General features: G+C 69.5%; 17 protein-coding genes. 10 read left to right on the top strand and 7 right to left on the bottom strand.

Annotated elements, in window-relative coordinates; all coding sequences use genetic code 11:
- The first annotated feature begins 486 nt into the window (after positions 1-486).
- The 5 genes from ACH4SP_RS33935 (at position 487) to ACH4SP_RS33915 (ending at position 4,936) form a co-directional block, all read left to right on the top strand.
- Positions 487-966, top strand: coding sequence for a hypothetical protein (locus ACH4SP_RS33935; RefSeq protein WP_398420737.1), 480 nt, complete (start codon positions 487-489; stop codon positions 964-966).
- A complete protein-coding gene (locus ACH4SP_RS33930) occupies positions 966-3,044 on the top strand; it encodes a hypothetical protein (RefSeq protein WP_398420735.1) in 2,079 nt (692 codons plus the stop codon). Before ACH4SP_RS33935 ends, ACH4SP_RS33930 begins: the two co-directional genes overlap by 1 nt.
- On the top strand, positions 3,041-3,601 hold the full coding sequence (locus tag ACH4SP_RS33925; protein ID WP_398420733.1) for a hypothetical protein: 561 nt from the start codon (positions 3,041-3,043) through the stop codon (positions 3,599-3,601). The genes ACH4SP_RS33930 and ACH4SP_RS33925 overlap by 4 nt, the downstream gene beginning before the upstream one ends.
- Positions 3,598-4,284 (top strand): hypothetical protein, encoded by a 687-nt coding sequence (locus ACH4SP_RS33920; protein WP_398420732.1) that lies wholly within the window; start codon positions 3,598-3,600, stop codon positions 4,282-4,284. The genes ACH4SP_RS33925 and ACH4SP_RS33920 overlap by 4 nt, the downstream gene beginning before the upstream one ends.
- A gap of 91 nt (positions 4,285-4,375) precedes the next feature.
- Positions 4,376-4,936: a hypothetical protein gene (locus ACH4SP_RS33915; protein ID WP_398420730.1), complete on the top strand. Its 561-nt coding sequence runs from the start codon at positions 4,376-4,378 to the stop codon at positions 4,934-4,936.
- A gap of 233 nt (positions 4,937-5,169) precedes the next feature.
- Here the strand turns inward: ACH4SP_RS33915 and ACH4SP_RS33910 are convergent, their stop codons facing one another.
- The 7 genes from ACH4SP_RS33910 to eccB form a co-directional block, all read right to left on the bottom strand.
- Positions 5,170-5,469: a WXG100 family type VII secretion target gene (locus tag ACH4SP_RS33910; RefSeq protein WP_398420728.1), complete on the bottom strand. Its 300-nt coding sequence runs from the start codon at positions 5,467-5,469 to the stop codon at positions 5,170-5,172.
- A gap of 54 nt (positions 5,470-5,523) precedes the next feature.
- Entirely contained in the window at positions 5,524-5,886 is a 363-nt protein-coding gene (locus ACH4SP_RS33905; RefSeq protein ID WP_398420726.1) for a WXG100 family type VII secretion target, read from the bottom strand.
- An 81-nt stretch (positions 5,887-5,967) separates the two neighbouring features.
- Entirely contained in the window at positions 5,968-7,176 is a 1,209-nt protein-coding gene (locus ACH4SP_RS33900; RefSeq protein ID WP_398420725.1) for a S8 family serine peptidase, read from the bottom strand.
- A 98-nt stretch (positions 7,177-7,274) separates the two neighbouring features.
- Complete coding sequence (locus ACH4SP_RS33895) at positions 7,275-7,691, bottom strand: hypothetical protein (RefSeq protein ID WP_398420724.1); 417 nt, start codon at positions 7,689-7,691, stop codon at positions 7,275-7,277.
- A 1,479-nt stretch (positions 7,692-9,170) separates the two neighbouring features.
- A complete protein-coding gene (locus ACH4SP_RS33890; protein WP_398420722.1) occupies positions 9,171-9,572 on the bottom strand; it encodes a hypothetical protein in 402 nt (133 codons plus the stop codon).
- A 229-nt stretch (positions 9,573-9,801) separates the two neighbouring features.
- Entirely contained in the window at positions 9,802-11,151 is a 1,350-nt protein-coding gene (gene mycP / locus ACH4SP_RS33885) for a type VII secretion-associated serine protease mycosin (protein WP_398420720.1), read from the bottom strand.
- Positions 11,152-11,165: 14 nt separating this feature from the next.
- Positions 11,166-12,773 carry a type VII secretion protein EccB gene (gene eccB, locus ACH4SP_RS33880; RefSeq protein WP_398420718.1) on the bottom strand — a complete coding sequence of 536 codons (1,608 nt, stop codon included), beginning with the start codon at positions 12,771-12,773 and terminating at the stop codon, positions 11,166-11,168.
- A 193-nt stretch (positions 12,774-12,966) separates the two neighbouring features.
- On the opposite strand from eccB, the gene eccE reads away from it, so the two are divergent.
- The 5 genes from eccE to ACH4SP_RS33855 all read left to right on the top strand — a co-directional run bounded on the left by eccE (position 12,967) and on the right by ACH4SP_RS33855 (position 22,510).
- Positions 12,967-14,391, top strand: coding sequence for a type VII secretion protein EccE (gene eccE / locus ACH4SP_RS33875; RefSeq protein WP_398420716.1), 1,425 nt, complete (start codon positions 12,967-12,969; stop codon positions 14,389-14,391).
- A 71-nt stretch (positions 14,392-14,462) separates the two neighbouring features.
- Positions 14,463-15,242 (top strand): hypothetical protein, encoded by a 780-nt coding sequence (locus ACH4SP_RS33870; protein WP_398420801.1) that lies wholly within the window; start codon positions 14,463-14,465, stop codon positions 15,240-15,242.
- A gap of 198 nt (positions 15,243-15,440) precedes the next feature.
- Positions 15,441-15,674 carry a DUF397 domain-containing protein gene (locus ACH4SP_RS33865; protein WP_362416549.1) on the top strand — a complete coding sequence of 78 codons (234 nt, stop codon included), beginning with the start codon at positions 15,441-15,443 and terminating at the stop codon, positions 15,672-15,674.
- Positions 15,675-16,188: 514 nt separating this feature from the next.
- Positions 16,189-20,199: an SCO5717 family growth-regulating ATPase gene (locus tag ACH4SP_RS33860; RefSeq protein ID WP_398420714.1), complete on the top strand. Its 4,011-nt coding sequence runs from the start codon at positions 16,189-16,191 to the stop codon at positions 20,197-20,199.
- Positions 20,200-20,494: 295 nt separating this feature from the next.
- The gene (locus ACH4SP_RS33855) at positions 20,495-22,510 is read left to right on the top strand and encodes an ABC transporter substrate-binding protein (protein ID WP_398420713.1); all 2,016 of its coding nucleotides are present in this window, start codon (positions 20,495-20,497) and stop codon (positions 22,508-22,510) included.
- Positions 22,511-22,545: the final 35 nt, after the last annotated feature.

The raw sequence follows: 22,545 nt of genomic DNA, 5'->3' as shown, positions 1-22,545 counted from the left end.
ACAGGCCTCCGACGCATGACCTCCGCACGCAGCACCGCCCCCCGACACCCCAACGCCGCCGGACACAAAGTGAGTTAACGGTCCGTCAAATCACACCGCACCCATGCCCCTCCATCACCCCGGACTTCACGTTTCCCGCTACTCAGCAACCCGCCCATTTGCTTTGTTCCTGTCGATTGCTATCGCATTGCATGTAAGTTACATTCATCACGGTGGAGCCACCCTGCTCACATCCCTAACACCGCCAACCCATGCTTAGGGCAGAAGAATCGCTGATGGTCGGCCACTTCAAGCCGTTTACTACGCCCCTGCTCCACGCGTCCTGGCTTGAAGTGGTCCATGTTCACTATTGCGACCACGATGGCCGACCACGACTGTCCTCCCCCTCAGCCCTCGACGTCGAATCCTGCCCCGAACCACTGTTGATCAACGGACTATGTTGGCCCGAGTCAGGCTCAGGAAGGAACGGGCGAAGGGAACAGGCGCATGGCGTGGGACGAGTGGCAGCAACTGAAGGCCGAGGCATTAGCACAGCCGCCGGTCGGGATGCAGCTCAACGCGGACCCGGAGGCAGGCCGTGGAGGCGGAGGTGCTGGGGGTGCGGGCGGGCAGGGTGACCTGGCGGCCACGCACACCGACCTCGCCGAGGTCGGCGCCAGCGCGTACAAGCTGTTCGACGGGTTGGGAAACCACGGACGGGACGCCTGGTCGAGCAGCCAGGGCGCGGCCCGGGACCTGACGGCGCAGGGCTTCGCGCTGGGCGGCGGGCTGGATCACGTGCAGGACCGGTGGGAGAAGCAGCTCAAGACGCTGCTCGACGCCTGTGCGCACATCTCCAACCACATGAACTTCACCCAGAAGGTGAACAAGGGCGCCGAGCGCCAGGTGCTGGAGGCCGTCAGCGGCATCGCGGTTCTGGACGAGGGGTTCGCCGACGGCGGCAAGCGCGAGGGGGACAAGGGCTGATGGACTTCGAGGCACTGTACGGCGGCAACTTCTCCGCGCTGAGCAAGAACTTAGGCGACTGGGCGAAGGTCGTCTCGGCTCTCAAGACGCTCGAAACGCAGGCGCGGGACGACATGGAGGCCAAGGCGACGAAGGCGAACTGGGCCGGGGTGAACGCCACCGTCTCGCGGAAGTTCATCACCAAAACGGCGGGCGAGTTCACTGACGCGCACACCCAGGCGAAGTCGATCCACAGCATCCTGCGCGACACCCACGACGAACTGGTGGGTTACCGGGACGAGCTCAAAGAACTGATCCAGCGGAACGCCGCGAAGAACCTCACGGTGCGCGGCACGGGCGGCGGCGGCTTCACCGTCTCCATGAACATCCACCCGGACCGCGCCGCCAAGGGCACCAAGGTCGCGGACCACTCCCAGCAGGACGTCGACCACCTGCGGGACGACGTGCAGCGCATCCTGAACCGGGCGACGGAGAGCGACGCAAGTGCGGCCCGGGTGCTGCGTGCCCTGGTGGACCAGGCGGAGTTCGGGTTCTCCGGCACCTCGTACACGGACCGCGACACCGGCGCCGAGGCGCTGAAGAAGGCGGACGAGGTGGCCGCCCTGATCAAGAAGAAGGGCGACGACCTGACGGGCGAGGAGTTCGACCGGGTCAATTCGACGCTGCGCAATTTCCGCGACGACCCGCTCTTCCAGGAACGGTTCGCCACGATTCTGGGCCCCCGTGGCACTCTCGACTTCTGGGCGGACATCGCGGACGGCTCCGACGGCGGCACCCTCCAGCGGTCCCGGCTCGACCAGCTCGGCGACTTCCAGCAGAACCTGAGCATGACCCTCGCCGGCGCGACCCGCTCCGACAGCCCGGCGATGCAGAACTGGGAGCGGGAGATGGTGGGCCTCGGCAACGAGCAGATCAAGACCCGGGGCAGCCAGGTGTGGGGCTTCCAGCTGATGAGCAACCTGATGCGGGTCGGAGACTACGACGACAAGTTCCTGAACAGTTACGGGAAGTCCCTGGTCGAGACCGAGAAGAAGATGAGGCTCCCGGGGAACTACTGGAGCGGCGGCACGGGCGGTCCGCCGATGCCGAAGATGAACTTCATGGGGGACGAGGAATTCGGCCGCGACCCCATGACCGGATTCATGACGGCGCTCTCCAACAGCCCGGACGCGGCAACCGAGTTCTTCAACGGCAAGGATCCGCAGGACAACGCGGAGTGGGTACTGAAGGAACGCAAGCCGTTCGACGACTCCCCGCTGAAGGACGGCCCGAACAGGGCACTGGAGGCGACGGGGGCGGCCATGTTCGCAGCGGTGTCGGGCGTCAGCGACCCGGAGACGCAGGGCGTGAATCCCGTACCGCACACGGCGGAGCAGGACGCGGCCTTCAAGCGCTCCCTGGGCATCCTCGCGGGCACGGGCAACGACTTCCCGCCGGAACTGCGCAAGGACATGGCGTGGGCGATGGGGAATCACGGGGAGACGGTGCACAAATCGATGAGCGCGCCGCTGCAGTCCCCGCTCGACAAGGGCGAGCTCCTGGAGGTGACGAAGCAGGTGTCCCGGAACCAGGATTCCTACGCGGTCCTCAACGAGCAGATGAACAACGCGATGACCGCCGAGATCCACACCAACAAGGAACACCCGGGCGAGAGTCTGCGCAGCGCGGGTGCGACGGTCGGTTTCCTGGAGGAAGCACGGAAGCTGACGATCAACGCCGAGCAGGACGAGGACCTGCGGGACGTCTCGTGGAAGCAGAGGTGGGCCTACCACGCGGTGGGCGGCGCGGCCAATGTCTTCGGTGGTGACATGGCACAGCGCGGGGTGGACGTGGTCACGGCTTACTGGGCGCAGGAGGAGGGGGATCGGATCGGCTCGGAGGCCACGGAGGAGCGACAGAGCAACTCCGCAAGGCGAACTGCCCAGTTGGCGAAGCTGGCAGAGGTCTGGCGCCAGGAGAACGGCGAGTGGGCGAAGGGGCAGGAAGAATTCGCTTCCCCCCAGGGCACGGACCGGGTGATCAGCGATTCCGCGGACCACGGGAACGCGGGAGCGGACCGCGCGGGCAGAGAGCGGTGACCGCTCCCTCGTACAAGCACCGGACGGTCCGTCTGTCGGCCCTCCTCGCGTCCTGCGCGGTGCTCGCAGCCACGACATCCTGCTCCTCGCAGGGACGCGACTACACCATCCCTAAGAAGTTCTGCCACATCACCATGAATCCGGACGTCATGGCGCCGACGCTCCCTGACGGCAAGAGCATCGAGCAGAAGTTCCGAGGAACAGATCTCACCAGTACCAGCATGCCAGCCATTTGCGACCTGCGTGTCGACAAGAAGGACACGATCTACGCGAACGTATCTCGTAGCGAGAAGTTCCTCGACCCCAGAGATCCGATCGAGTCGTACAAGTTCAAGAACCTCGAAGTGGTCAAGGGACTTCCCTTCGACATGACCGTGCTGGGCGACCGGTCGATCGTCATCGACACCAAGTGCAACGGACCGAAAACTCCTCGCGTACGCCCTTACCTGGCCTTCTACTCCGGCTCCGAAGACACCGCCCAACGCCGCAAGGACATCCTCGCCTTCGGCAAGGCCTACACCCTCGCCCTCAAGAAGGAACTGGGGTGCACGGTATGACCAGCGAACAAGTGGAACGGGAAGGTGACCAGACGATCGACGCATCCGCGGACCACGGCACCGCGGGCACGGACCGCACGAGAGAGCGGATGAGCGCCCACCCGCACAAGCACCGGCGCCACACGGTCCGGCTGTCGGCGCTCCTCGCGTCCTGCGCGGTGCTTACAGCCACCACCGCATGCTCCTCCGGGGGCCGCGACTACAGCATCCCGGCGAAGTTCTGCCACGTACCGATGGGTTCCGACATCATGGCTCCGATGCTCCCCGACGGGGAGAAGCTGGACGAGGAGCACCGGGGGAACGTGGCGCAGGAGTATCGGGACACGGACTTCGCCCAGAGCAACAAGCCGGTCTACTGCGAACTGCGCGTCGACGGGGAGGACACCATCTACGTGCAGCTCTCCCGCGGCGAGAAGATCCTCGACCCCACCAAGGATCCGGTCGAGTCGAAGCGGGTGAAGAACCTCGAAGTGGTCAAGGGCCTCCCCTTCGACCTCACCGTGCTGGGCGACCGGACGATCATCATCGACACCCGGTGCAACGGACCGAAATCCACCCGCGTACGCCCCGTCCTCGAATTCTTCTCCGGCGCCGAGAACACCGTCCAACGCCGCAAGGACATCCTCGCGTTCGGCAAGGCGTACACCCTCGCGGTCAAGAAGGAACTGGGGTGCACGGTGTGACCGGCGAAGAAGTGGAAAGGGAAGGTGACCAGGCGATCGGCGCATCCGCGGACCGCGCCACCGCATCCGCGGACCGCGCGGGAGGAGAGCGATGAGCGCCCGCCCGAACAGGCTCCGGGCTGTCCGCCTGCCGGCCCTCCTCGTGTCCTGTGCGATGCTCACAGCCACGACGTCGTGCTCCTCAGGAGGACGCGACTACAGCATCCCGGCGAAGTTCTGCCACATCTCCATGAATCCGGACGTCATGGCACCGATGCTCCGCGACGGCAAAAGCGTCGAACAGAACTCCCGAGGACAAGATTTCACTACGACGCTCAAGTCAATCACCTGCAATCTACGTGTCGACAAGAAGGACACGATCTACGCGGACGTGGCGCGCTCCGAGGAGTTCCTCGACCCCAGGGATCCGATCGAGTCGTACAAGTTCAAGAACCTCGAAGTGGTCAAGGGCCTTCCCTTCGACATGACCGTGCTGGGCGACTGGTCGATCATCGTCGACACCAAGTGCAACGGACCGAAGACTCCTCGCGTGCGGCCCTACCTGGTCTTCTCGGCAGGCTCCGAAGACATCGTCCAACGCCGTAAGGACATCGTCGCCTTCGGCAAGGCGTACACCCTCGCGCTCAAGAAGGAACTGGGGTGCACAGTGTGATGGGCGGGACTCCCGAGGCGGTCATCCGCTTTCGGGAGTCCGCTGCTCTCCTCGGCGAGGGCGGCGAGTGGGAGAGGTGAGGCGCTGCCGACGCATCAAGGGGTCAAGTCATGGGTGACGCCGCCCAGTTGATGGCGGCTGCCTGGGCTGTGGAACGTACCGGCGCATGACTCGGGGTGGGCACCTCCCGCGCGTACCCACCCCGGTCTTGCGTGCTGTGCGACCACAGAGTTCTAGAAGTTGCCTGCGGCCTTCGCGTCGGCGGACTTGTACTTGCCGACTGCTTCGCTGATCTGGTGAGAGATCTTCTTCAGGGCGTCGTGGATCGCGGCGGCCTGGTTGTTCCAGTCGTCCTGACGAGCCTTGTAGGCCGTCTGAGCCTCACCCTCCCAGAGGGTGGAGTGGCTGGCGACCATCGCCTGGATTTCCTTGAGCTGCGCTTCCAGCTTGCCCGACTGCCGCCTGACATTCTCTGCTGCCAGGTCGAGAGAGGCATACGTGACGACCATCGAACCGTCTTGTGGGGCGGGCATGAAGTACTCCTTAGTGGTGTGGAGGGAAGGATGTGGAGCAGGGGCGCGAGAGGCTCAGAACTTGTTGAGGTTCGAGGTGTTGGCCTCGGCCTTGGCGTCGCCGTTGTAGCCGTCCACGACGTCGATGCCCCTGATCGACTGGAGGATCTCGTCCTCGTTGTTGTCCTTGATGGTCCGGGCCGCCTCGATGCCCTCCTGGAACTTCAGGAGGAGCTTGCCTATCGCCACGATCCGGTTGTTGATCTCGGTCTGCTTCTTGTTGAAGGCGCCGGCGCCGATGCCGACCCACTTGCCTTCGAGGTCGTCGAGGGCGCCGTTCAGGTTGTGCAGCGTCTGCTTGACGCCGCCGAAGTTCCTGGTGAGCGTCTCCTGCGTCTTCTTGAGAGTTACTTCGTCATTGGCTTGCCTGGCTACCATGAGCGCGGCTTCCCTTCGGATCCGTGTGGTGTGAGCGAGGTGACGGAGCCGGGGATTCCCGGGGCCGTCGGGTGGTGCGGTTCAGTGGGCCGCGCGGCGCCTGCGGACGAGGGCGAAGGCGCCGGCGGCGAGGACCAGTGCGGCTGCGGCAATCCCACCGATGAGGAGGGCGGAGGGGCCGGAGTCGGGGGTGTCCTTGGAGGAGGCGGCGAGGGTTGGAGGGCTGGTGGGGGTAGCAGGACTGGTCGGGGGTGTGGTGGGGGCCGCAGCGGTCGAGGGGATGGGCCACACTCCGTACGCGGGGACTCCCGGCTCCGGCTTACCCGGATTGCCCTTGCCTTCGAGGAGGATGTCCCGTGGGCGGATGATGCCGTGCCCCATATGGTCATCGCGCTTGCCCGTTACCCAATTCCGGCTCGCCGTGTCGAACATGACGCGCAGGACCTGATTCGCCGTCCAGTCCGGATGCTTGGCCCAAATCAGAGCCGCCGACGCGGAGGCCACCGCCGATGCGGCGACGGTTCCGCCTCCGTCGCAGTAGCGCTGGAACTTCGCATCGCACCAACGGGGGACGCCGGAACCTGGAGCTGCGAGATCGACGTCGCCCTCCCCATACTGGGAGTAGTCCGCCGGGTCGCTGTTGCGGTCGACCGACGCGACTCCCACAACCTCCAAGTGCGCGGCCGGGTACTGCTCCTTATTCCCCTGCTTGGCGTTGTCGCCCGTTCCTGCAAATACCAACTTGCCTTTCTGAGCGGCATACTTAAAAGCATCGGTCTGCCCGAAGTTGCCCATGTCGATGCCGTGCTGGCTACCCACCGAGATATTGATGATCTGCGCATCGCTATCGGCTGCGGCTTTCACCGCCCGGTACAGGGAATCCTCCATGAACTCGCGACGCTCATCGTGCTTGTAGAGGCGAACCTTGAAAGGGATGATCTTCGCTCCCGGCGCCAGACCCCGGATCCCGCCGCCCTTGCCAGTACCCGCGATCAACTCGGCCGTGGTGGTCCCCTGGCCGTTCGTGTCGTCGGTCTGCGTGTCCGAGCCTTCTCTGGTGAAGTGCTTCCCCGGCAGGACCTGCCCCTGAAGCGATGGCGTGGACGCATGGACACCGGAGTCGATGACGGCGACCTTGACACCCTTGCCCGTGGAGACCTTCCAGATCTCCTCCGCCTTCATCGGGCCCAGGTACCACTGCTCCGGCGAGGCGTCGGCGGCCACTGCGGCCGGTGCCACGACAGCAGCACCGATACTCCACGCCACTGCTGCTGCCAGCGCGCAGTGCATGCGCTGCCGACGCCTTCGAGTCTGGCTGGTTCCTGCCGTCATCCTGGCTTCCGGACCTTTCGCTGTGCTTAGTCGTACGAGGTCGTGCTCGGCCGTACTTAGTCGATCACCGGAGGGACGGCGCTACGGCGGCCGGCCGTCCAGGTCTCTTCGTCCTCGGTCAGGTAGTCGGGACGCTGCGAACCGTCTCGTTCCTCGCGCTCGTTCGCGTTGCGCTGACCTGCCGGGCCTCGTACGAGTCCGGCTCCGCCCTGTGTGAAGCCACCGGTACCGGGGCGGCCGGAGGGAACCGTGCCGTCTCGGGGAGTACCCACCACACCGTTCGTGCTGGAGGTGGGGCGGCCGGCCGGGCGGGCGGGCGTACCGGATACGGGGTTCGCTCCGACGGCTCCGCCGGTGGGGATACGACCGGTGGACCCGCGACCCGAGGTGCCGGGCTCGGTACCGACAACCGTGCCGCGCGGAATGCGGGAGCCGGACGAGCCGGGGGCGGTGCGTTGCGGGTTGCCGCCCATGATTCCGTCCGTACGTCCTCCGGCACGTCCCATCGGGGGCTGACCAGATGTACCGGCCCGACCCATCGGAGGCTGACCGGACGTACCAGCGCGTCCCATCGGAGGCTGACCCGACGTACCCCCACGACCCATCGGAGGCTGACCGGACGTACCGGAACGTCCCATCGGAGGCTGACCCGACGTACCCCCACGACCCACCGGGGGCTGACCGGACGTACCGGCCCGCCCCATCGGAGGCTGACCGGACGTACCAGCCCGACCCATCGGAGGCTGACCCGACGTACCCCCACGACCCACCGGGGGCTGACCGGACGTACCAGCCCGACCCATCGGAGGCATGCCCGGCGTCCGAGCGGTTCCGCCCTGGACCGGAGGCATGTAGCCCGGGGCTACGGGAGGCGGTGCAGTGCCCAGGGCCGGCCCGGGGGCCGGCGGAGCAACCGGAGGAGCGACGCTCGTAGTGGGTGCGGGGGCCGGTGGTGTGGCGACCCGCGCGAGTTCCATCGACTGGTCGGCGCCCCGCGCGGGGGAAACCCCGCCGACCACGGCACCGGGTCGGGCAATGTCGCCGCCCGCCGGGACGGCGCCATCGAGGCCGTCCGCCCGTCCGACTGCCGCACCGGGACCGGACGTATCGGCAGGCGCGACGGCTCTGGCCGCTCCGAGGCCCCCGGCACCTCCTCCGGCAGCCCCTCGTGCGGCGCCGCCGCCTGCGCCGCCATCGGTTCCGCCACCGCCGCCGGTGGGCGGAGGCACGTTCGCCTGCAGCTTCTTGTCGAACCGCGGAGCTTCCTGAGCCGCCAAGGTCTCCTGCGAGACCGCGTAGAACGACGACAGGCGGTTCAGCTGGTTGATGGCCTCTTGGCGGTTCTTCTCGGTCTTCACCGCCATGTCGTACGTCGCGTTGCCCTCGACACGGCTCACCATCGGCACGTCTTCGGGCTTGCGCTTGTCGAACCGACTGTCCCTCGGCGGCATGGCCTTGTACACGGAGGCCAGGCCGGTGCCTGCAACCGTGATCTGCTTGGCAGCGGTGTCGGCGAAGCCGCTCAGCTGTCGAGCGTGTGCAACAAGACCCGTACCGAATGCACGGAAACTGGTGCCGCCGTCACCGGTCCAGGACACACCCTTGATGTGGGCATCAAGTTCCGCAGCCGCCGACTTGAGTGCGTCCCTGGCCCTCCAGAGAGCCTGACCCGCATTCTCCAGCTCTTCGGGTTTCGCGCTCTCCACCAGGTCGATCATGGCGTTGAGGTCATGGGACTCGAAGTTGGTCCTGTTTGCGTACCCGGGCAGGACCGGCGGGAGGGCGGGGATCCCCGGCATCAGACCACCGAAGGCCAGGGGGGCCATCTGGGTCGTCGCATCCGAGAACTCACGAAGAGCCTCGGTGGTCTTGAGCTGTTGGTCGACTCCCTCAAGGTCCTTCGCGCGCTGTGCCTTCTCGCCGGATGCCTGCGTGTTGTCGTCAGTCATGGCTCATACCCCCGGCTTGGTGGACGAGACGGGGGCCTTCAACTCAGGCTGACCGGCCTGCATCTGCTGCTTCCGCTGTGCTTCCTGGTAGGCCCGTTCCTGCTCCTTCTGAGCCGCTTGCTCCGCCACCAGCCCCGCATCGATCTCCTGATACCGCTGCCGCAGCTCCTCCTCGACGTTGTTGTAGCCGACCTCCGACGCATGAACGCCGATGCTCAGCAGCTCGATCTGGAACCCCAACGTCTTCGACAGCGACGTGAGTTGCTGATGCACCCGGTTGTACTGCGCGTACAACCCGTCGGCCTCCGCGAACGTCGCGTTGGTCCCGCTCAATGCCGCGCGTGACACCCTCTGTGCCGCGATCTGCGTGCGGCCTGCGTCGCCGCCCTCCAGGTCCGTCAGCATGGCGTTCACCCGCTTCTGGAACGTCCGAAGCGCGCCTACGCCCTTCGCCAGGTCCCCCGTGCCCGGGTCTCCCACGATCTGATCCCTCCCCGTCCCCGTTTGCTCTGTTCCCACCGGTTGCTATCGCAGTGAATGCGAGTCCCAACCGTCACAGAGGAACCACTCTATCTAGATCTGAGACTCAGCCAACCCCTATATCAGACAGGCAAATCGCAGGTCATCGACCACTTCACGGTCGTTGGTACGGACTTGTCCCACGCGTCCCAAATTGGGGTGATCCATGTTCGCTACTGCGACCATGACGACTACTGCGACCGCGACCGCCGCGCCGCCGCGAGTCCCGTACCGCCACCGCCGCCCCCGCGATCACCGCCACGAGCACTCCGCCGCCCACGACCACGTACGTACCGAGGCGGGCATTGCGCTCCTCCGGGGTTTCTCCCACCGGGAGTTCGACCGCTGTCGGGGCGTGGACGCCGGTCAGGCCGCCGCCCGGGACGGGTGCTCCGGCCGGGGGGTGTTCGTCCTCCGTCAGGGCGCGGACCGGGTCGACCACGCCCCAGCCGACCAGGCGGTCGTGGCCGGGGATGGAGCGTTCGGCGGTCTGTTTGATCTGGGTGATGACCTGCGCGTTGGTCCACTTCGGGTGCTTGGCCCTGATCAGGGCGGCGACCCCGGTCACGTACGGCGCGGAGAAGCTCGTACCGCTGTCCGCGCAGTGGCCGCCGCCGGGGACCGTGGAGATCATGTCCACGCCCGGGGCCGCGACGCCGACGAACTCGCCGGACTGCGAGAACGCCGCCCGTTCGTTGTTGCGGTCGGAGGCCGCGACGGCGAGGACGCCCGGATAGGACGCCGGGTAGGTGGGTTTGAGGTTGCCGCCGAGGCCGTCGTTGCCTGCGGAGGCGATGATCAGGATGTTCTTGGACAGGGCGAGATTGACGGCCTGCCTGAGTACGGGTGTCGGTTCCGTCGCGTTCGCCGTGTCCTGCGAGATGTTGATGATCTTGGCTTCTTTGGCGATGGCGTGGTTGATCGCGGTCGCCAGCGTGAGGGCGTTGCCGTGGCCCTCCGCGTCGTTCTGCTGGATCGGGATGATCGTCGCGTCCGGTGCCAGGCCGACGAAACCCGTGCCCTTCGCCGGGCGGGCGGCGATGATGCCCGCGACCTTCGTGCCGTGGCCGACGGTGTCCGACGTCCCGTCCTCCTTGCCGCGCTCGATCAGTTCGCCCTTTTCGTCCTTGAGGGGGTTGGGCAGTACGTTGCGGCCGCTCTTGACGTCCACGGCTGCCGTGAGCTGCTTGTTCTTCACGTCGACGCCGCTGTCGATGACGGCGACACGGACGCCCTTGCCGGTGGACTGCTTCCACACCTCGTCGAGCAGGACCCGTTGGAGGGCCCAGGGGCGCCCTTCGTACGGCTTCGAGGGGTACGTGCACTGTCCGGCAGGCTCCGTATCCGTACCGGGTGCCGGAGCGGCGACCGCGGGCGACGCCGACACGGCGAGCAGCCCCAACACCCCCAGCGCCCCCACCAGGGGGCCGGCTCCCACCAACAACCGACGTGAGACGCGCGTCACGCCCGTGCCGCCCTTCACGAGCCCTGCGGCTGACGCGCCGCACCCGTCGACAAGCGCGGTCCCGTGGGCAGGAACTCCGACCAGGCGACCGGTATCGGGGCGGGCTGGACCGCCTTGTAGCCGAGGCGGTTCTGCGCCTGGGCCTCCTCCTGGGCGCGGGCCTGCTTCTCCGCCTTCGTACCGGCGCCGATGCCGCCGCCCGGGTCGCCCGTGGCGCTGTCGCCGTTGGACTGCATCGCGTACCGCAGCCCCGTGTCGGTCACCAGGAACACGAAGCCCGTGCCGGTCGCCGAGCCCTTGAACTGGCGGAACAGCTGGCCCGAGCCCGGAGTGACGTACGCACTGCTCGCACCGGTCGGCAGCGGTGCGGGGAAGGCGGGGCCCGCCCAGGTGCTGAGGGTGGTGGCGCTGGTTGACTTGTCGACGCCGCGCAGGACGTTGCAGACGGTGTTGCGGGCGGGGCCCGGCTGGCCCCCGGCCTGGCCCGGCTGCGAGGCGCCGGACGAGGCACCCGTGCCCGACGCGCCGTTCGTCGCCGAATCGTTCACCGGCCTCGGCTCCGCCTGCGGCCACTTGCGGTCCTGGCCGAACGGCGCTCCCGGCTCGATCGCAGCCGCGCTCACCGCCGTCGGACGGCCCGCCTGGCCGAGCCCGATCAGGTCGCGGCTGTTGAGGAGGAGCTTCGCCGTGAAGTCCGAGACCGGGGCGACGCGGCCCTTGAGGACCACGTACTGCTGGGCCTTGGTGCCGTCGGTGGCCCGCAGCACCATGCCCACCTTGTTCTGCTCGGGCCGCAGGCTGCCGGGGGCGCCCGCCGGAGCGTTGGGCACTCCTTCCGACGGGGTGATGCGGGGGAAGTCGATCGCGTCGCCCCGGTGCAGGGTCGCCAGCCAGCCGGCCGAGACGCGCTGCGGGACCCTGCCCTGGCCGACCAGCTGGCGCAGCAGCAGTTCCGACTTGGCGACGGGGTACGCGGTGCCGCCCGCGTCCACCAGATAGCGGGTGCGCTGCGGGCCCGGTCCCTCGACGTACAGCAGGTCGCCGCCGGTGAGGCGTTCGCGGCCGTCGGTCTTCGCGGCCTCGCGCTCGGCGAACACGAACGCCGCCTTCTGGATGGCCCTGCCGCCCTCGCCCTGCTGCTCGCAGACCGCCCACCGCTTGGCGCCGCCCGCCTCCTTGGCATCCGGCAGCCGGTCGGGTCCGTACGGTATGCCGAGGGTGGCGCCGTGCGGGATCTTGCCGCTGTCCAGCACCTTCTCGTCGATGTTGATGACCTTGCCCTTGTCCGGGTCGAGGAGGAGCCGGGCGGAGGACATGTTCAGGACGGGGTGCAGTTGTGTCTTGCCGTCGGTCCTCAACACGACATAGCGAGTGGTCGACTTGCTCGCAATGATCACGTTCTCGCCCGGCTTGTCCCATTCCTTGGGTGCGACCGGCTTGAACATGCCCCAGGCGCCGAAGCCCGCGAGGATCACCACACCCACGATCGCGCCCGGAATCACCGCCCGCAACGGCCGGGGCGCACCTTCCTCCGAACCCGTCGAACTGGGTTGGAGAAACTGCGCAATCAGCCTCCTCTTCGCAAATGTGTAGGCGTTGAGTTCGTCCCGACGTGATGCCATCTGTCCGCTGTTCCCTCTCCCCGCTGGGCCGCACAGGTCCCCGGGCCCACCGCGCTCCTCCGGGCGGCTCCTGCGGTCCTGCTGCCCCTCACTATGCCTGCCGGTGCCCGGGGCCCGCTGCTCCGGTACTGTGATCGCCCGGTCAACCCCCTGACACGGGGGCGCTGGTTGTAGAAGCGACGGGAAGGCTGCGGTGGCGACGACAACGCGCGAACGCGGGGGGCGGAACACACCGCAACCATCCGGAAACCGACGTACCACTTCCCGTCGGCAACGCAGCAATGAATCGAACAGCCCGGCTGGTTCGGCTGCCTCGCCCACAGGGAACGCCCCTGCGGCACGCCCCGCCGACCCCCCTGCGAAGACCGGGCTGCGCCCGCTCTCCCGCACCGGCCGACCCGCCTCACTGCCGCTGCGCCAGCTCGTCCTGGTGGAGCTCGCCGTGGCCGCGGGCGGTCTCGGCTGGCTCGCCGGTGGCATCTGGCTGGTCCCCGGACTGGTGGTGGCCGTGGCGCTGCTGCTGCTCGCGGTGGTACGCCGCCGGGGGCGCGCGGTGCAGGACTGGCTGGCCGCGGTGTTCGCCCTGCGGGCACGCCGCCGGCGGGGCACCTCGGCGGTACTCGATCCCGCGCTCGACCCCGCGCTGGTGCCGATCGCGGAGAACGTGCCCGGGTTCGGCCCGTACACCTATGTGGACAGGGACCGGCGCACCGTCGGCATGCTCGGCGACGGCACGTTCCTCACCGCGGTCGTACGCGTCGAGGCGAGCGGCGAGGCGCTGCGGCCCGCGTCCGGTGCGCGGGCGCTGCCGCTGTCGCTGCTCGGCGACTGCCTCACGGTGGACGACATCGTGCTGGAGTCGGCACAGCTGCTCCAGCAGGTCCGCTCCGCACCCGCCCCGCACCTGCCCGAGCGGTCGGCCGCCCGTCTCTCGCACGCCACCCTCCAGCAGCAGACTCCGGCGCCCGCCCTGCGGATGACCTGGATCGCGCTGAAGCTGGACCCCGAGCTCGCCCACGAGGCGGTCGAGGCGCGCGGCGGCGGTGTGGCCGGTGCCCAGCGCTGTCTGGTGCGGGTCGCCGACCACGTGGCGAGCCGGGTCACCGGGGCGGGGTTCCGGGCCGTCGTGCTCAATCAGGAGGAGCTGAACTCGGCGGTGGCCACGACCGCCTGCGCCCGGACCGGTGGGCCCGCGGCCGGACCCGCGGGCGGAGCGGCGGGCGGACCGGGCGCAGGTGCGGGTACGGGCGCGAGTCGGCGGACCGCCGAGACGTCCCGCGTCTGGAGCTGCGACGACCGACTGCACACCACGTACGCGGTGGGCCGCTGGCCCGAGCTGGGGCGGGCCGCGACCCCGCTGCCCCGGGTGGTCTCGGCACTGGCCGAGGTCCCCTCGTACGCGACCACCGTCAGCCTGACCGTGCGGCGCGGTCCGCACCGGGGGACGTCGACGGTGGCCGGGCACGTCCGCGTCACCGGCGACTCCGACACCCAACTGGTGTCCGTACGAAAGGAGTTGGAGCGCATGGCGGGTTCCGCGAAGGTCTCTCTGGTGCGGCTGGACCGGGAGCAGCTGCCGGGCGCGCTGGCCACTCTGCCGCTGGGCGGTGCCGAGTGAGGGGCGCCGGCAGGAGCACGGGCGGCAGGGGTACGGGCCGCAGGACCGCGGGCGGCGGCGTCGCGGCCCGAATCAAGGACGTCGTACCGCGCGGGCTGCGCGGCCCCCGCCACCCCGGGCACAGCATTCCGACGGACGACCTCGGCGCACTCGCCCTGCCCGTCGGCGACGACGGCATCCTGCTCGGCGACGACACCGGCGGCCATCCGCGGATTCTCGGACTGCACCGTCCGAACCCGTACGAAGTCCTGCTCATCGGCGGCCTCTGGACGGCTCAGGCACTGGCGCTGCGCACCGCGGGCACGGGCGCGCGGGTGAGCGTCGAGACCGGCCGCACCCAGGCGTGGACCCAGCTCGCCCAGGCGGCGGGTGGGGGATCCGGCGGTCCGGGCGGGGGATCCGGCGGTCCGGGCGCAGGATCCGGCGGTCCGGGCGCAGGCCCGGCTTCGGGTCAGGACTGCCTGACGCTGTACGAGGTGGGGCGGGTGCCGCCCAGCGGCGCGACCCCCGGCTCGCCCGTGCTGGTCGTACGGGACTGCGGGATGCGGCCGCCACGCGGGCGGATCGTGTCGTCGCCGTGGCAGTCGGTACTGACGCTGCTGCCGTATCTGAGCCCGGTGGCACCCCGGCTGATCCGGGACTCGGCGCTCGTCGGCGTCCAGCGGGTCTCCCCCGACGAGGCGCAGCAGATCGGCCGGCTGCTGGGACTGACCCCGGAGGAGGTCGCGGCCCTGCCCGGCCTCGGCGACGGCGTCACCCTGTGGTGCGCGGGCCGGGAGCGGCACTGGGTCACGACGATGCCCACCCCGATCGAGGGGACGCTGATCGGCCCTGCGCGCCGGATGGACTGACGGACGTACGAGCTGATGTGCGAGCTGATGTGCGAGCCGATGTGCGAGCTGACGTACGCGCTAGCACGATCGACTCGATGACGGAACCCCGTGCTTACGTATCGGGCAACATGGTCCTGGGAACGAACGGCGCTTGTGAGAGCGGCTGTTGACCGTGGGCCGTTGAGTCGGGCCGAGTGGAAGCGGAAGGACACCGGAATGGGAACGCAGCAGGAGAAGGACGCGCTCTACGCCCTCGACATCTCGGACGTGGAGTGGCTCGGTGCGCCGGGCACCGAGGACGCCGAGGAGCGCGTGGAGATCGCGTACCTGCCCGAGGGCGCCGTGGCGATGCGTTCGTCGGCGGACCCGGAGACCGTGCTCCGGTACACCGAGGCGGAGTGGACGGCGTTCGTGCTGGGGGCGCGGGACGGCGAGTTCGACCTGACGTAGCCGGGCTCGCACCTGAGAGCGGTCGCCGGGGGTCTGCCCGGTGGCCGCTCTTTGCTGTGTGCGCTGCGTGCGCCGTGCACTCTGTGTGCGCTGTGCGCGGCGAGCGTTTGATCGATGGGTTGTGCAGAGTCTGTGCACGCTGCCATGACACACGCCACAGGTGTTGACACCTGATTGTTGGGAAGCGTGCGGGCAGCCGGGTGGACGGACTGCGTTCCGTACGGAGATGTCGAGTTGTGACCGATTTAGTCGTTACGGAGTGATGCCAGGAGGTCACTTCTGGGCGTCAAGTGACGTCGGAGGCACGGTTCGTCGGCCGCTCGGGCCTGCCGTACGGGCAGTGCTGACGACTAGGCTGACGCACGGGCGCGACAGGCGGGCCTGCGAGCAGCAGGCAGGGTGCGCCGGGCGCCCCGGCAGAACACGGGGAAGAGCCGAGCGGTTCGGACGACGGAAGCGGTCACCCCACCCACCATGCACGGCACCAGGGTGCTCGACCACAGCAGGAGGCAATGTGAACAGCGAGCGGGACGAGATCCGCGAGGGCTGGAACGTGCCCGTCAGCGCGCCCGTCGAGGAGTCGCCCGACGCGGAGGCCGACCAGACGGGCGAGTTCACGATCGACTACACGCCGCCCGCTTGGTACACGCAGAACGCGGGTCCCTCGGGTGCCGCCGCAGCTCCGGCCGCCGAGCCGGAGCCGTTCAGGGAGGGGGACCTGGAGAGCGGGGCGACCATGCGCTTCTCCCCCGCCGCGCTGAAGCGGGAATTCGCGGAAATTGAAGCGGCGGCTGCGGCTGCCGCTGCGGCGCGCACGGATACCGCTGCGGCGCGCACGGATACCGCTGCGGCGCGCACGGATACCGCTGCGGCGCGCACGGATACCGCTGCGGCGGAGGACGGTACGGGCGACGGCGGTTCGGGCGACGGCGGTACGGGCGACGGCTCGACGACGCCGGATGCTTCGGCGAGCGGGACCGCTCGGGCGGAGGACGAGTCCGGCGCCGGTGCCCGTACCGGGGCCGATTCCGCAGCCGCAGCCGGTACGGAATCGGGGTCTGAGCCGAAGCCGGACGGGGTCGACACGGAGACCGACGAGGGCGAGCGCGAGGGCGTGACCGCCGCCGCCGATGCGGAGACCGGTCCCGGCCCGGATTCCGCTTCCGCTTCCGCTTCCGCCGAAGACTGGGTGATCCCCGTTGCCGACTCTGTCTCGGAGCCGGCCGCCGACCTCGATTCCGACGCCCTGGCTGCGACGGACGCGCCTGCCGAGGTTCAGCCCTCGGACTCGAACCCGGACACCATCACGGCCTCGGCGGCAGCAACTTCCCCTGCAGGCAGCCTTCTTGACGCTCCGTCGGATCTCTCGCACGCCGACGCCCCCGCCGATGTCTCCGCCGACGACACGGACCCGACCGACGGCCCCGACACGGCCGAGCCGAACGACTCCGTACCGAGTGATTCCGTACCGGACGACTTCGCGACGGGAGACTTCACGCCGAGCGACTCCGTGCCCCGCGACTTCCTCGCAGACGCGGATGTCGCGGACGCGGCCGCTCCCGACGCAACGGCCGCTCCCGGCGCACCGGTCACCGACGTCCCCGTGAACGACGCCGTTCCCGAGGAAACCCCCGAGGACGCCCCCACAGACACCCCCGTCGTCTCCCTCGCCGACGAGCCCCAGGACGCTCCGCCCGCCGGTGCATCCGCGCCCGCACCCGCACCCCAGTGGACTCCCCCGGCACCTCCGCAGGGCAGCCTGCCGCCGCTTCCTCCCTCCTTCCAGCCCGCGGCGCCCTCGACCGCACCGCAGTGGCCCGCGCCGCCCGCCACTCCGTCGCCCTGGCCCGCACCCGCGCCGTCGAGCGAGTCGTCCGGCCAGCAGCCGCAGGGCTCCCCCGGCTTCCCGCAGACCCCGGTACCCGCACCCGCACCCGCACCCGCACCTCAGAGCGGTTACGGATTCCCGCAGCAGCCGGAAGCGCCGCAGGGCAGCCACACCGCCCCGCAGCCGCCGGTCCCCGGCCCTCCGCAGCAGCAGGGGTACGGATTCCCGCAGCCCGGCCCCGCACAGCCCCCGGCGCCGATGCCTGCCCCCGCTCCTGCCCCTGCCCCTGCCCCTGCCCCGACTCAGAACGGCGGGTACGGATTCCCGCAGCCCGGCGGCACGCAGCCCCAGCCTCCGGTCCCGGCGCCCGGCACCCCGGCGCAGGAAGCCGCGTCCGCGTTCCCACAGCCGCCCGCCCCCGCGACACCGCAGAGCGGCTACGGCTTCCCGCAGCCCGGCGCGGCACCGCTCCCGGCCCCCGCACCCATGCCCGCACCGGCACCCGCACCGCAGAGCGGGTACGGATTCCCGCAGGCCCCCGCCGCACCGGACAACTCCCAGGCAGCACAGGCAAGTTCCGCCGCCGCACCGCCGGAAGCCACGGCTCCCGGCGCTCTCGGCACCCCCGCCCAGCAGCCCGTACAGCAGCACCACCAGCAGCCGCAGCCCCAGCAACAACAACCCCAGCCCCTGCCGCAGCCGCAGCAGCCCCAGCCGGAAGCCCCCGTCGCTCCCGTCGACCCCCGGACCGGCGCCGCCTGGCCCTCCCCCGTGGCTCACGACCAGCGGCAGGCTTCACACCCCGGGGCTCCCCTCGGGTACACCGCCGCCGTCGAGCTGTCCTCCGAGCGCCTGCTGCGCAACAACAAGCAGAAGCCCAAGAGCAGCCGCAATCCGTCCGCCGGGTCCCGCTTCAAGTTCGGCGGGAAGAAGGAGGAGGCCGAGCGGCTGCGCAAGCTGGAGCTGATCCGCACCCCGGTCCTCTCCTGCTACCGCATCGCGGTGATCTCCCTCAAGGGCGGCGTCGGCAAGACCACGACGACCACCGCGCTCGGCGCGACCCTCGCCACCGAGCGGCAGGACAAGATCCTCGCCATCGACGCCAACCCCGACGCGGGTACGCTCGGCCGCCGCGTGCGGCGCGAGACCGGGGCGACGATCCGCGACCTCGTGCAGGCGATCCCGTACCTCAACAGCTACATGGACATCCGGCGGTTCACCTCGCAGGCCCCCTCCGGCCTGGAGATCATCGCCAACGACGTCGACCCGGCCGTCTCCACGGCCTTCAACGACGAGGACTACCGGCGCGCGATCGACGTGCTGGGCAAGCAGTACCCGATCATCCTCACCGACTCGGGCACCGGCCTCCTCTACAGCGCGATGCGCGGAGTCCTCGACCTGGCCGACCAGTTGATCATCATCTCGACGCCTTCGGTGGACGGTGCGAGCAGCGCGTCGACGACGCTGGACTGGCTGTCGGCACACGGGTACGCGGAGCTGGTGCAGCGTTCACTGACCGTCATCTCCGGGGTCCGCGAGACCGGCAAGATGGTCAAGGTCGACGACATCGTGCAGCACTTCGAGACGCGCTGCAGGGGCGTGGTCGTGGTGCCGTTCGACGAGCACCTGTCGGCGGGCGCCGAGGTCGACCTCGACATGATGCGGCCGAAGACCCGCGAGGCGTACTTCCACCTCTCGTCGCTGGTCGCCGAGGACTTCGTACGGGCGCAACAGGCGCAGGGCCTGTGGACGGCGGACGGCAACCCGCCGCCGCACCTGGCCCCGCCGATGCCGGGCCACGGACAGGGCCAGCCGCAGGGATCCGGCCAGGCACCGGGCCAGCACATCCCGGCCCAGCAGGCCCACCAGGCCCAACAGGCCCAGCACACCCACGGCCAGCCGCAGAACCCGGGCCAGTACCACCAGCCGTACGCCCCCCAGCAGCCCGGTCACCCCGGCCAGCAGGGTCAGCAGTACGCACCTCAGCAGCCGGGCCAGTCGGCACAGCCAGGCCAGCCGTACGCCCCTGAGCAGCCCGGTCAGCCCGGTCAGCCGGGTCAGCCGGGTCAGCCGGGACAACCCGGCCAGCCGTACGCACCCCAGCAGCCGGGCCAGCCCGACCAGCACTGGCAGCAGCCGCAACCGCAGCCCCAGGTCCAGCCCCTGGCCCAGCCCCAGCCCGGTGCACCCGCACCGCAACCGGGCCAGTTCCCGCAGGCCCCGGGCCAAGCTCAGGTCCCCGCACAGGGTCAGGCCCAGCCCTACGCCCAGCCTCAACCCCAGCCCCAGCCCTACCCCCAGCAGCCCCAGTCCCCCGGCAGCTGGCAGCAGGCCCCCGCCCCCCAGGGGCAGCCCGTGCCCCAGGGCCAGCCCGCACCCCACGGCTTCCCCGGCCAATCCCCCTTCTCCGACGTGCAGTTCACCGGCGGACCCGCAGCACAGCCACTGCCCGCACAGCAGCAGCCCGCACAGCAGCAGCCCGCGCAGCAGCAGCCCGCGCAGCCCCTGCCCGGACAGCCCGGCGCACCGGAATTCCCGCAGCCGGGCCAGCCCGCACACCCCGGCCGGCCCACCCCCCAAGGCTCCGCCCCCCAGAGCTCCGACCCCCACGACCCCGACCCCCAAGCCGCTCCCCTCCCGCCCGCCAACTGGCCCCCGCAGCAGCCTCCGGCGGCGCCGTCAGCCCCTCAGCAGTAGGGCTTCAGAGGTCGAGACCAATGAGGGCCCGTCCCGTGACCCCCACGTCCCCGTGACGTGACCACGGAGCGGGCCCTCCGCGCGTCCTGACCCCGCGCGCCACGCCGCCCTGCCCCGTATTCCCGCAGCACAAACGGCACTTGACGTACCGTCGACGCCGCGCCCGCACGCCGTTGACATGCCTGGAAGAGCGCTGGTAGACCTTCGCCACACCCCTCTGCCAACCCATGATCCACCCGCCTCCCGGGCACGTACGAGCAAGTGACGCGCAAGTGACGACGCGAGGTCTCCGTCCATGGACACAAAGGGCACTACGCACGGCTCCACGAACGGCTCCACACACGGCTGCACGAACGGCTGGACGAACGGCCGCACGAACGGCTCCACGCACCGCACCACCCCCGGCACCCGGCGCCGCTCCACCCGCCGCCGCCCCACCCGCCGTCTCCTGGCGACCGGGGCCGCCGCCTTCGCCCTGCTGGCCGGAGCCGCCACCCCGCTGAGCCCGGCGCCGTCGCAGGCCCAAGCAGCGCCCCCGGCCAAGGCCGACGCGGCCGCCGGAGCGGCAAAGGCCGCCGCACCCGCCCAGGCCAAGGCCGACGGCCAGAACCTCACCGTCGCCATCGCCCAGAGCGTCGACTCGCTCAGCCCGTTCCTGGCGACCAGGCTCTCCAGCACGACGCTCCTGCGGCTCGTCTACGACTACCTGACGAACTACGACGTCAAGGACGCGCACACCGTCCCCGCCCTCGCCACCGAGTGGAAGTCCTCCCCGGACAAGCTCACGTGGACGTACAAGATCCGCAAGAACTCCAAGTGGTCGGACGGCAAGCAGGCCACCGCCGCCGACGCCGCCTGGACCTTCAACAAGATGATGACGGACGAGGGCGCCGCCACCGCCAACGGCAGCTTCACCGCCAACTTCAAGAAGGTCACGGCCCCGGACCCCGAGACCCTCGTCGTCGAACTCAAGAAGCCGCAGGCGACGATGACGGCGCTGGACGTGCCGATCGTCCCGAAGCACATCTGGGAGAAGGTCGGCGACTTCTCGAAGTTCAACAACGACGACAGTTTCCCGATCGTCGGCAACGGTCCGTACGTCATCACCGACTACAAGACCGACCAGTACGTGAAGCTCAGGGCCAACAAGGACTTCTGGCGCGGTGCGCCGAAGTTCGAGGAGCTGACCCTGAAGTACTACAAGGACGGTGACGCGGCGGTCGCCGCCCTGCGCCGCGGCGAGGTCGGCTTCGTACAGAATCTGACGCCCGCGCAGGCCGCGTCCCTGAAGTCCGAGCCGGACATCAAGGTCAACGACGCGCCAGGACGCCGCTTCTTCGCCCTCGCCACCAACCCCGGCGCCAAGGACAAGTCCGGGCGGAAGTTCGGCGACGGGAACCCGGCCATGCTCGACCCGGCCGTCCGCAAGGCCCTCTTCCAGGCCGTCGACCGCAAGACGATCGTCGACAAGGTCTACCAGGGGCACGCCGTCGAGGGGCAGGGCTACCTCCCGCCGCGCTTCGCCGATTACCACTGGCAGCCGTCCCCCGAGCAGAGGATCACCTACGATCCGGCCGCCGCGGCCAGGACCCTCGACGCCGCCGGCTACAAGAAGGACGCGGCGGGCAAGCGCCTCGACAAGGGCGGCAAGCCGCTCGACCTCCGCATCCTGTGCCACGCCATCGACCCCAACGACAAGGCGATCGGCAAGTACCTCCAGGAGTGGTGGGGCGCGCTCGGCATCGGCCTGAAGGTCGAGTGCCTGGACGACGTCACCGACCCCTGGCAGAAGGGCAATTACGACCTCGCCTTCGACGGCTACTCGGTCAACCCGGACCCGGACTACGTCCTGTCGATCCACACCTGCGGTGCGCTGCCCACCTCGGCCGACGTCAGCGGCCAGACCGACAACTTCATCTGCGACAAGCAGTTCGACGACCTCTACGCCCGGCAGACCGTCGAGTACGACAAGGCCAAGCGCGTCGACCTCGTCAAGCAGATGCAGTCACGGCTGTACGACACCGGGTTCATGAACGTGATGGTCTACCCGAACGCGGTGGAGGCGTACCGCACCGACCAGATCAAGTCGATCCTGACGATGCCTCAGGCGGCGGGCAACATCTGGGGCCAGGACGGCTACTGGAGCTGGTGGTCGGCGGAACCGGTCGCCGAATCCGGCAGCGGTGACGACGGGGACGGCGGCACCTCGCCCACCGTCTGGATCGTCTCCGGTATCGGCGTCCTGCTGGTCGCCGCGATCGCCGTCGTCACCGCCAGGCGCCGCCGCTCCACCGCGGAGGACCGCGAGTAGTCCACGCACCGCACACGGCCCGCGAACAGTCCGGA

It is taken from the genome of Streptomyces sp. NPDC021093, from assembly GCF_044333135.1.
GTDB lineage: Bacteria > Actinomycetota > Actinomycetes > Streptomycetales > Streptomycetaceae > Streptomyces.
Note: the sequence above shows the minus strand (reverse complement) of the source record. Positions and strands in the feature narration are given on the sequence as shown.

Excerpts from the sequence above, each read along its gene's own strand:
- ACH4SP_RS33915 (WP_398420730.1), top strand. The coding sequence starts at position 4,376 with ATGAGCGCCCGCCCGAACAGGCTCCGGGCTGTCCGCCTGCCGGCCCTC.
- ACH4SP_RS33905 (WP_398420726.1), bottom strand. The coding sequence starts at position 5,886 with ATGGTAGCCAGGCAAGCCAATGACGAAGTAACTCTCAAGAAGACGCAG.
- ACH4SP_RS33900 (WP_398420725.1), bottom strand. The coding sequence starts at position 7,176 with ATGCACTGCGCGCTGGCAGCAGCAGTGGCGTGGAGTATCGGTGCTGCT.
- ACH4SP_RS33920 (WP_398420732.1), top strand. The coding sequence starts at position 3,598 with ATGACCAGCGAACAAGTGGAACGGGAAGGTGACCAGACGATCGACGCA.
- ACH4SP_RS33865 (WP_362416549.1), top strand. The coding sequence starts at position 15,441 with ATGGGAACGCAGCAGGAGAAGGACGCGCTCTACGCCCTCGACATCTCG.
- eccB (WP_398420718.1), bottom strand. The coding sequence starts at position 12,773 with ATGGCATCACGTCGGGACGAACTCAACGCCTACACATTTGCGAAGAGG.
- ACH4SP_RS33930 (WP_398420735.1), top strand. The coding sequence starts at position 966 with ATGGACTTCGAGGCACTGTACGGCGGCAACTTCTCCGCGCTGAGCAAG.
- ACH4SP_RS33910 (WP_398420728.1), bottom strand. The coding sequence starts at position 5,469 with ATGCCCGCCCCACAAGACGGTTCGATGGTCGTCACGTATGCCTCTCTC.
- ACH4SP_RS33890 (WP_398420722.1), bottom strand. The coding sequence starts at position 9,572 with ATGCTGACGGACCTGGAGGGCGGCGACGCAGGCCGCACGCAGATCGCG.
- ACH4SP_RS33935 (WP_398420737.1), top strand. The coding sequence starts at position 487 with ATGGCGTGGGACGAGTGGCAGCAACTGAAGGCCGAGGCATTAGCACAG.
- ACH4SP_RS33895 (WP_398420724.1), bottom strand. The coding sequence starts at position 7,691 with ATGGGCGGCAACCCGCAACGCACCGCCCCCGGCTCGTCCGGCTCCCGC.
- ACH4SP_RS33855 (WP_398420713.1), top strand. The coding sequence starts at position 20,495 with ATGGACACAAAGGGCACTACGCACGGCTCCACGAACGGCTCCACACAC.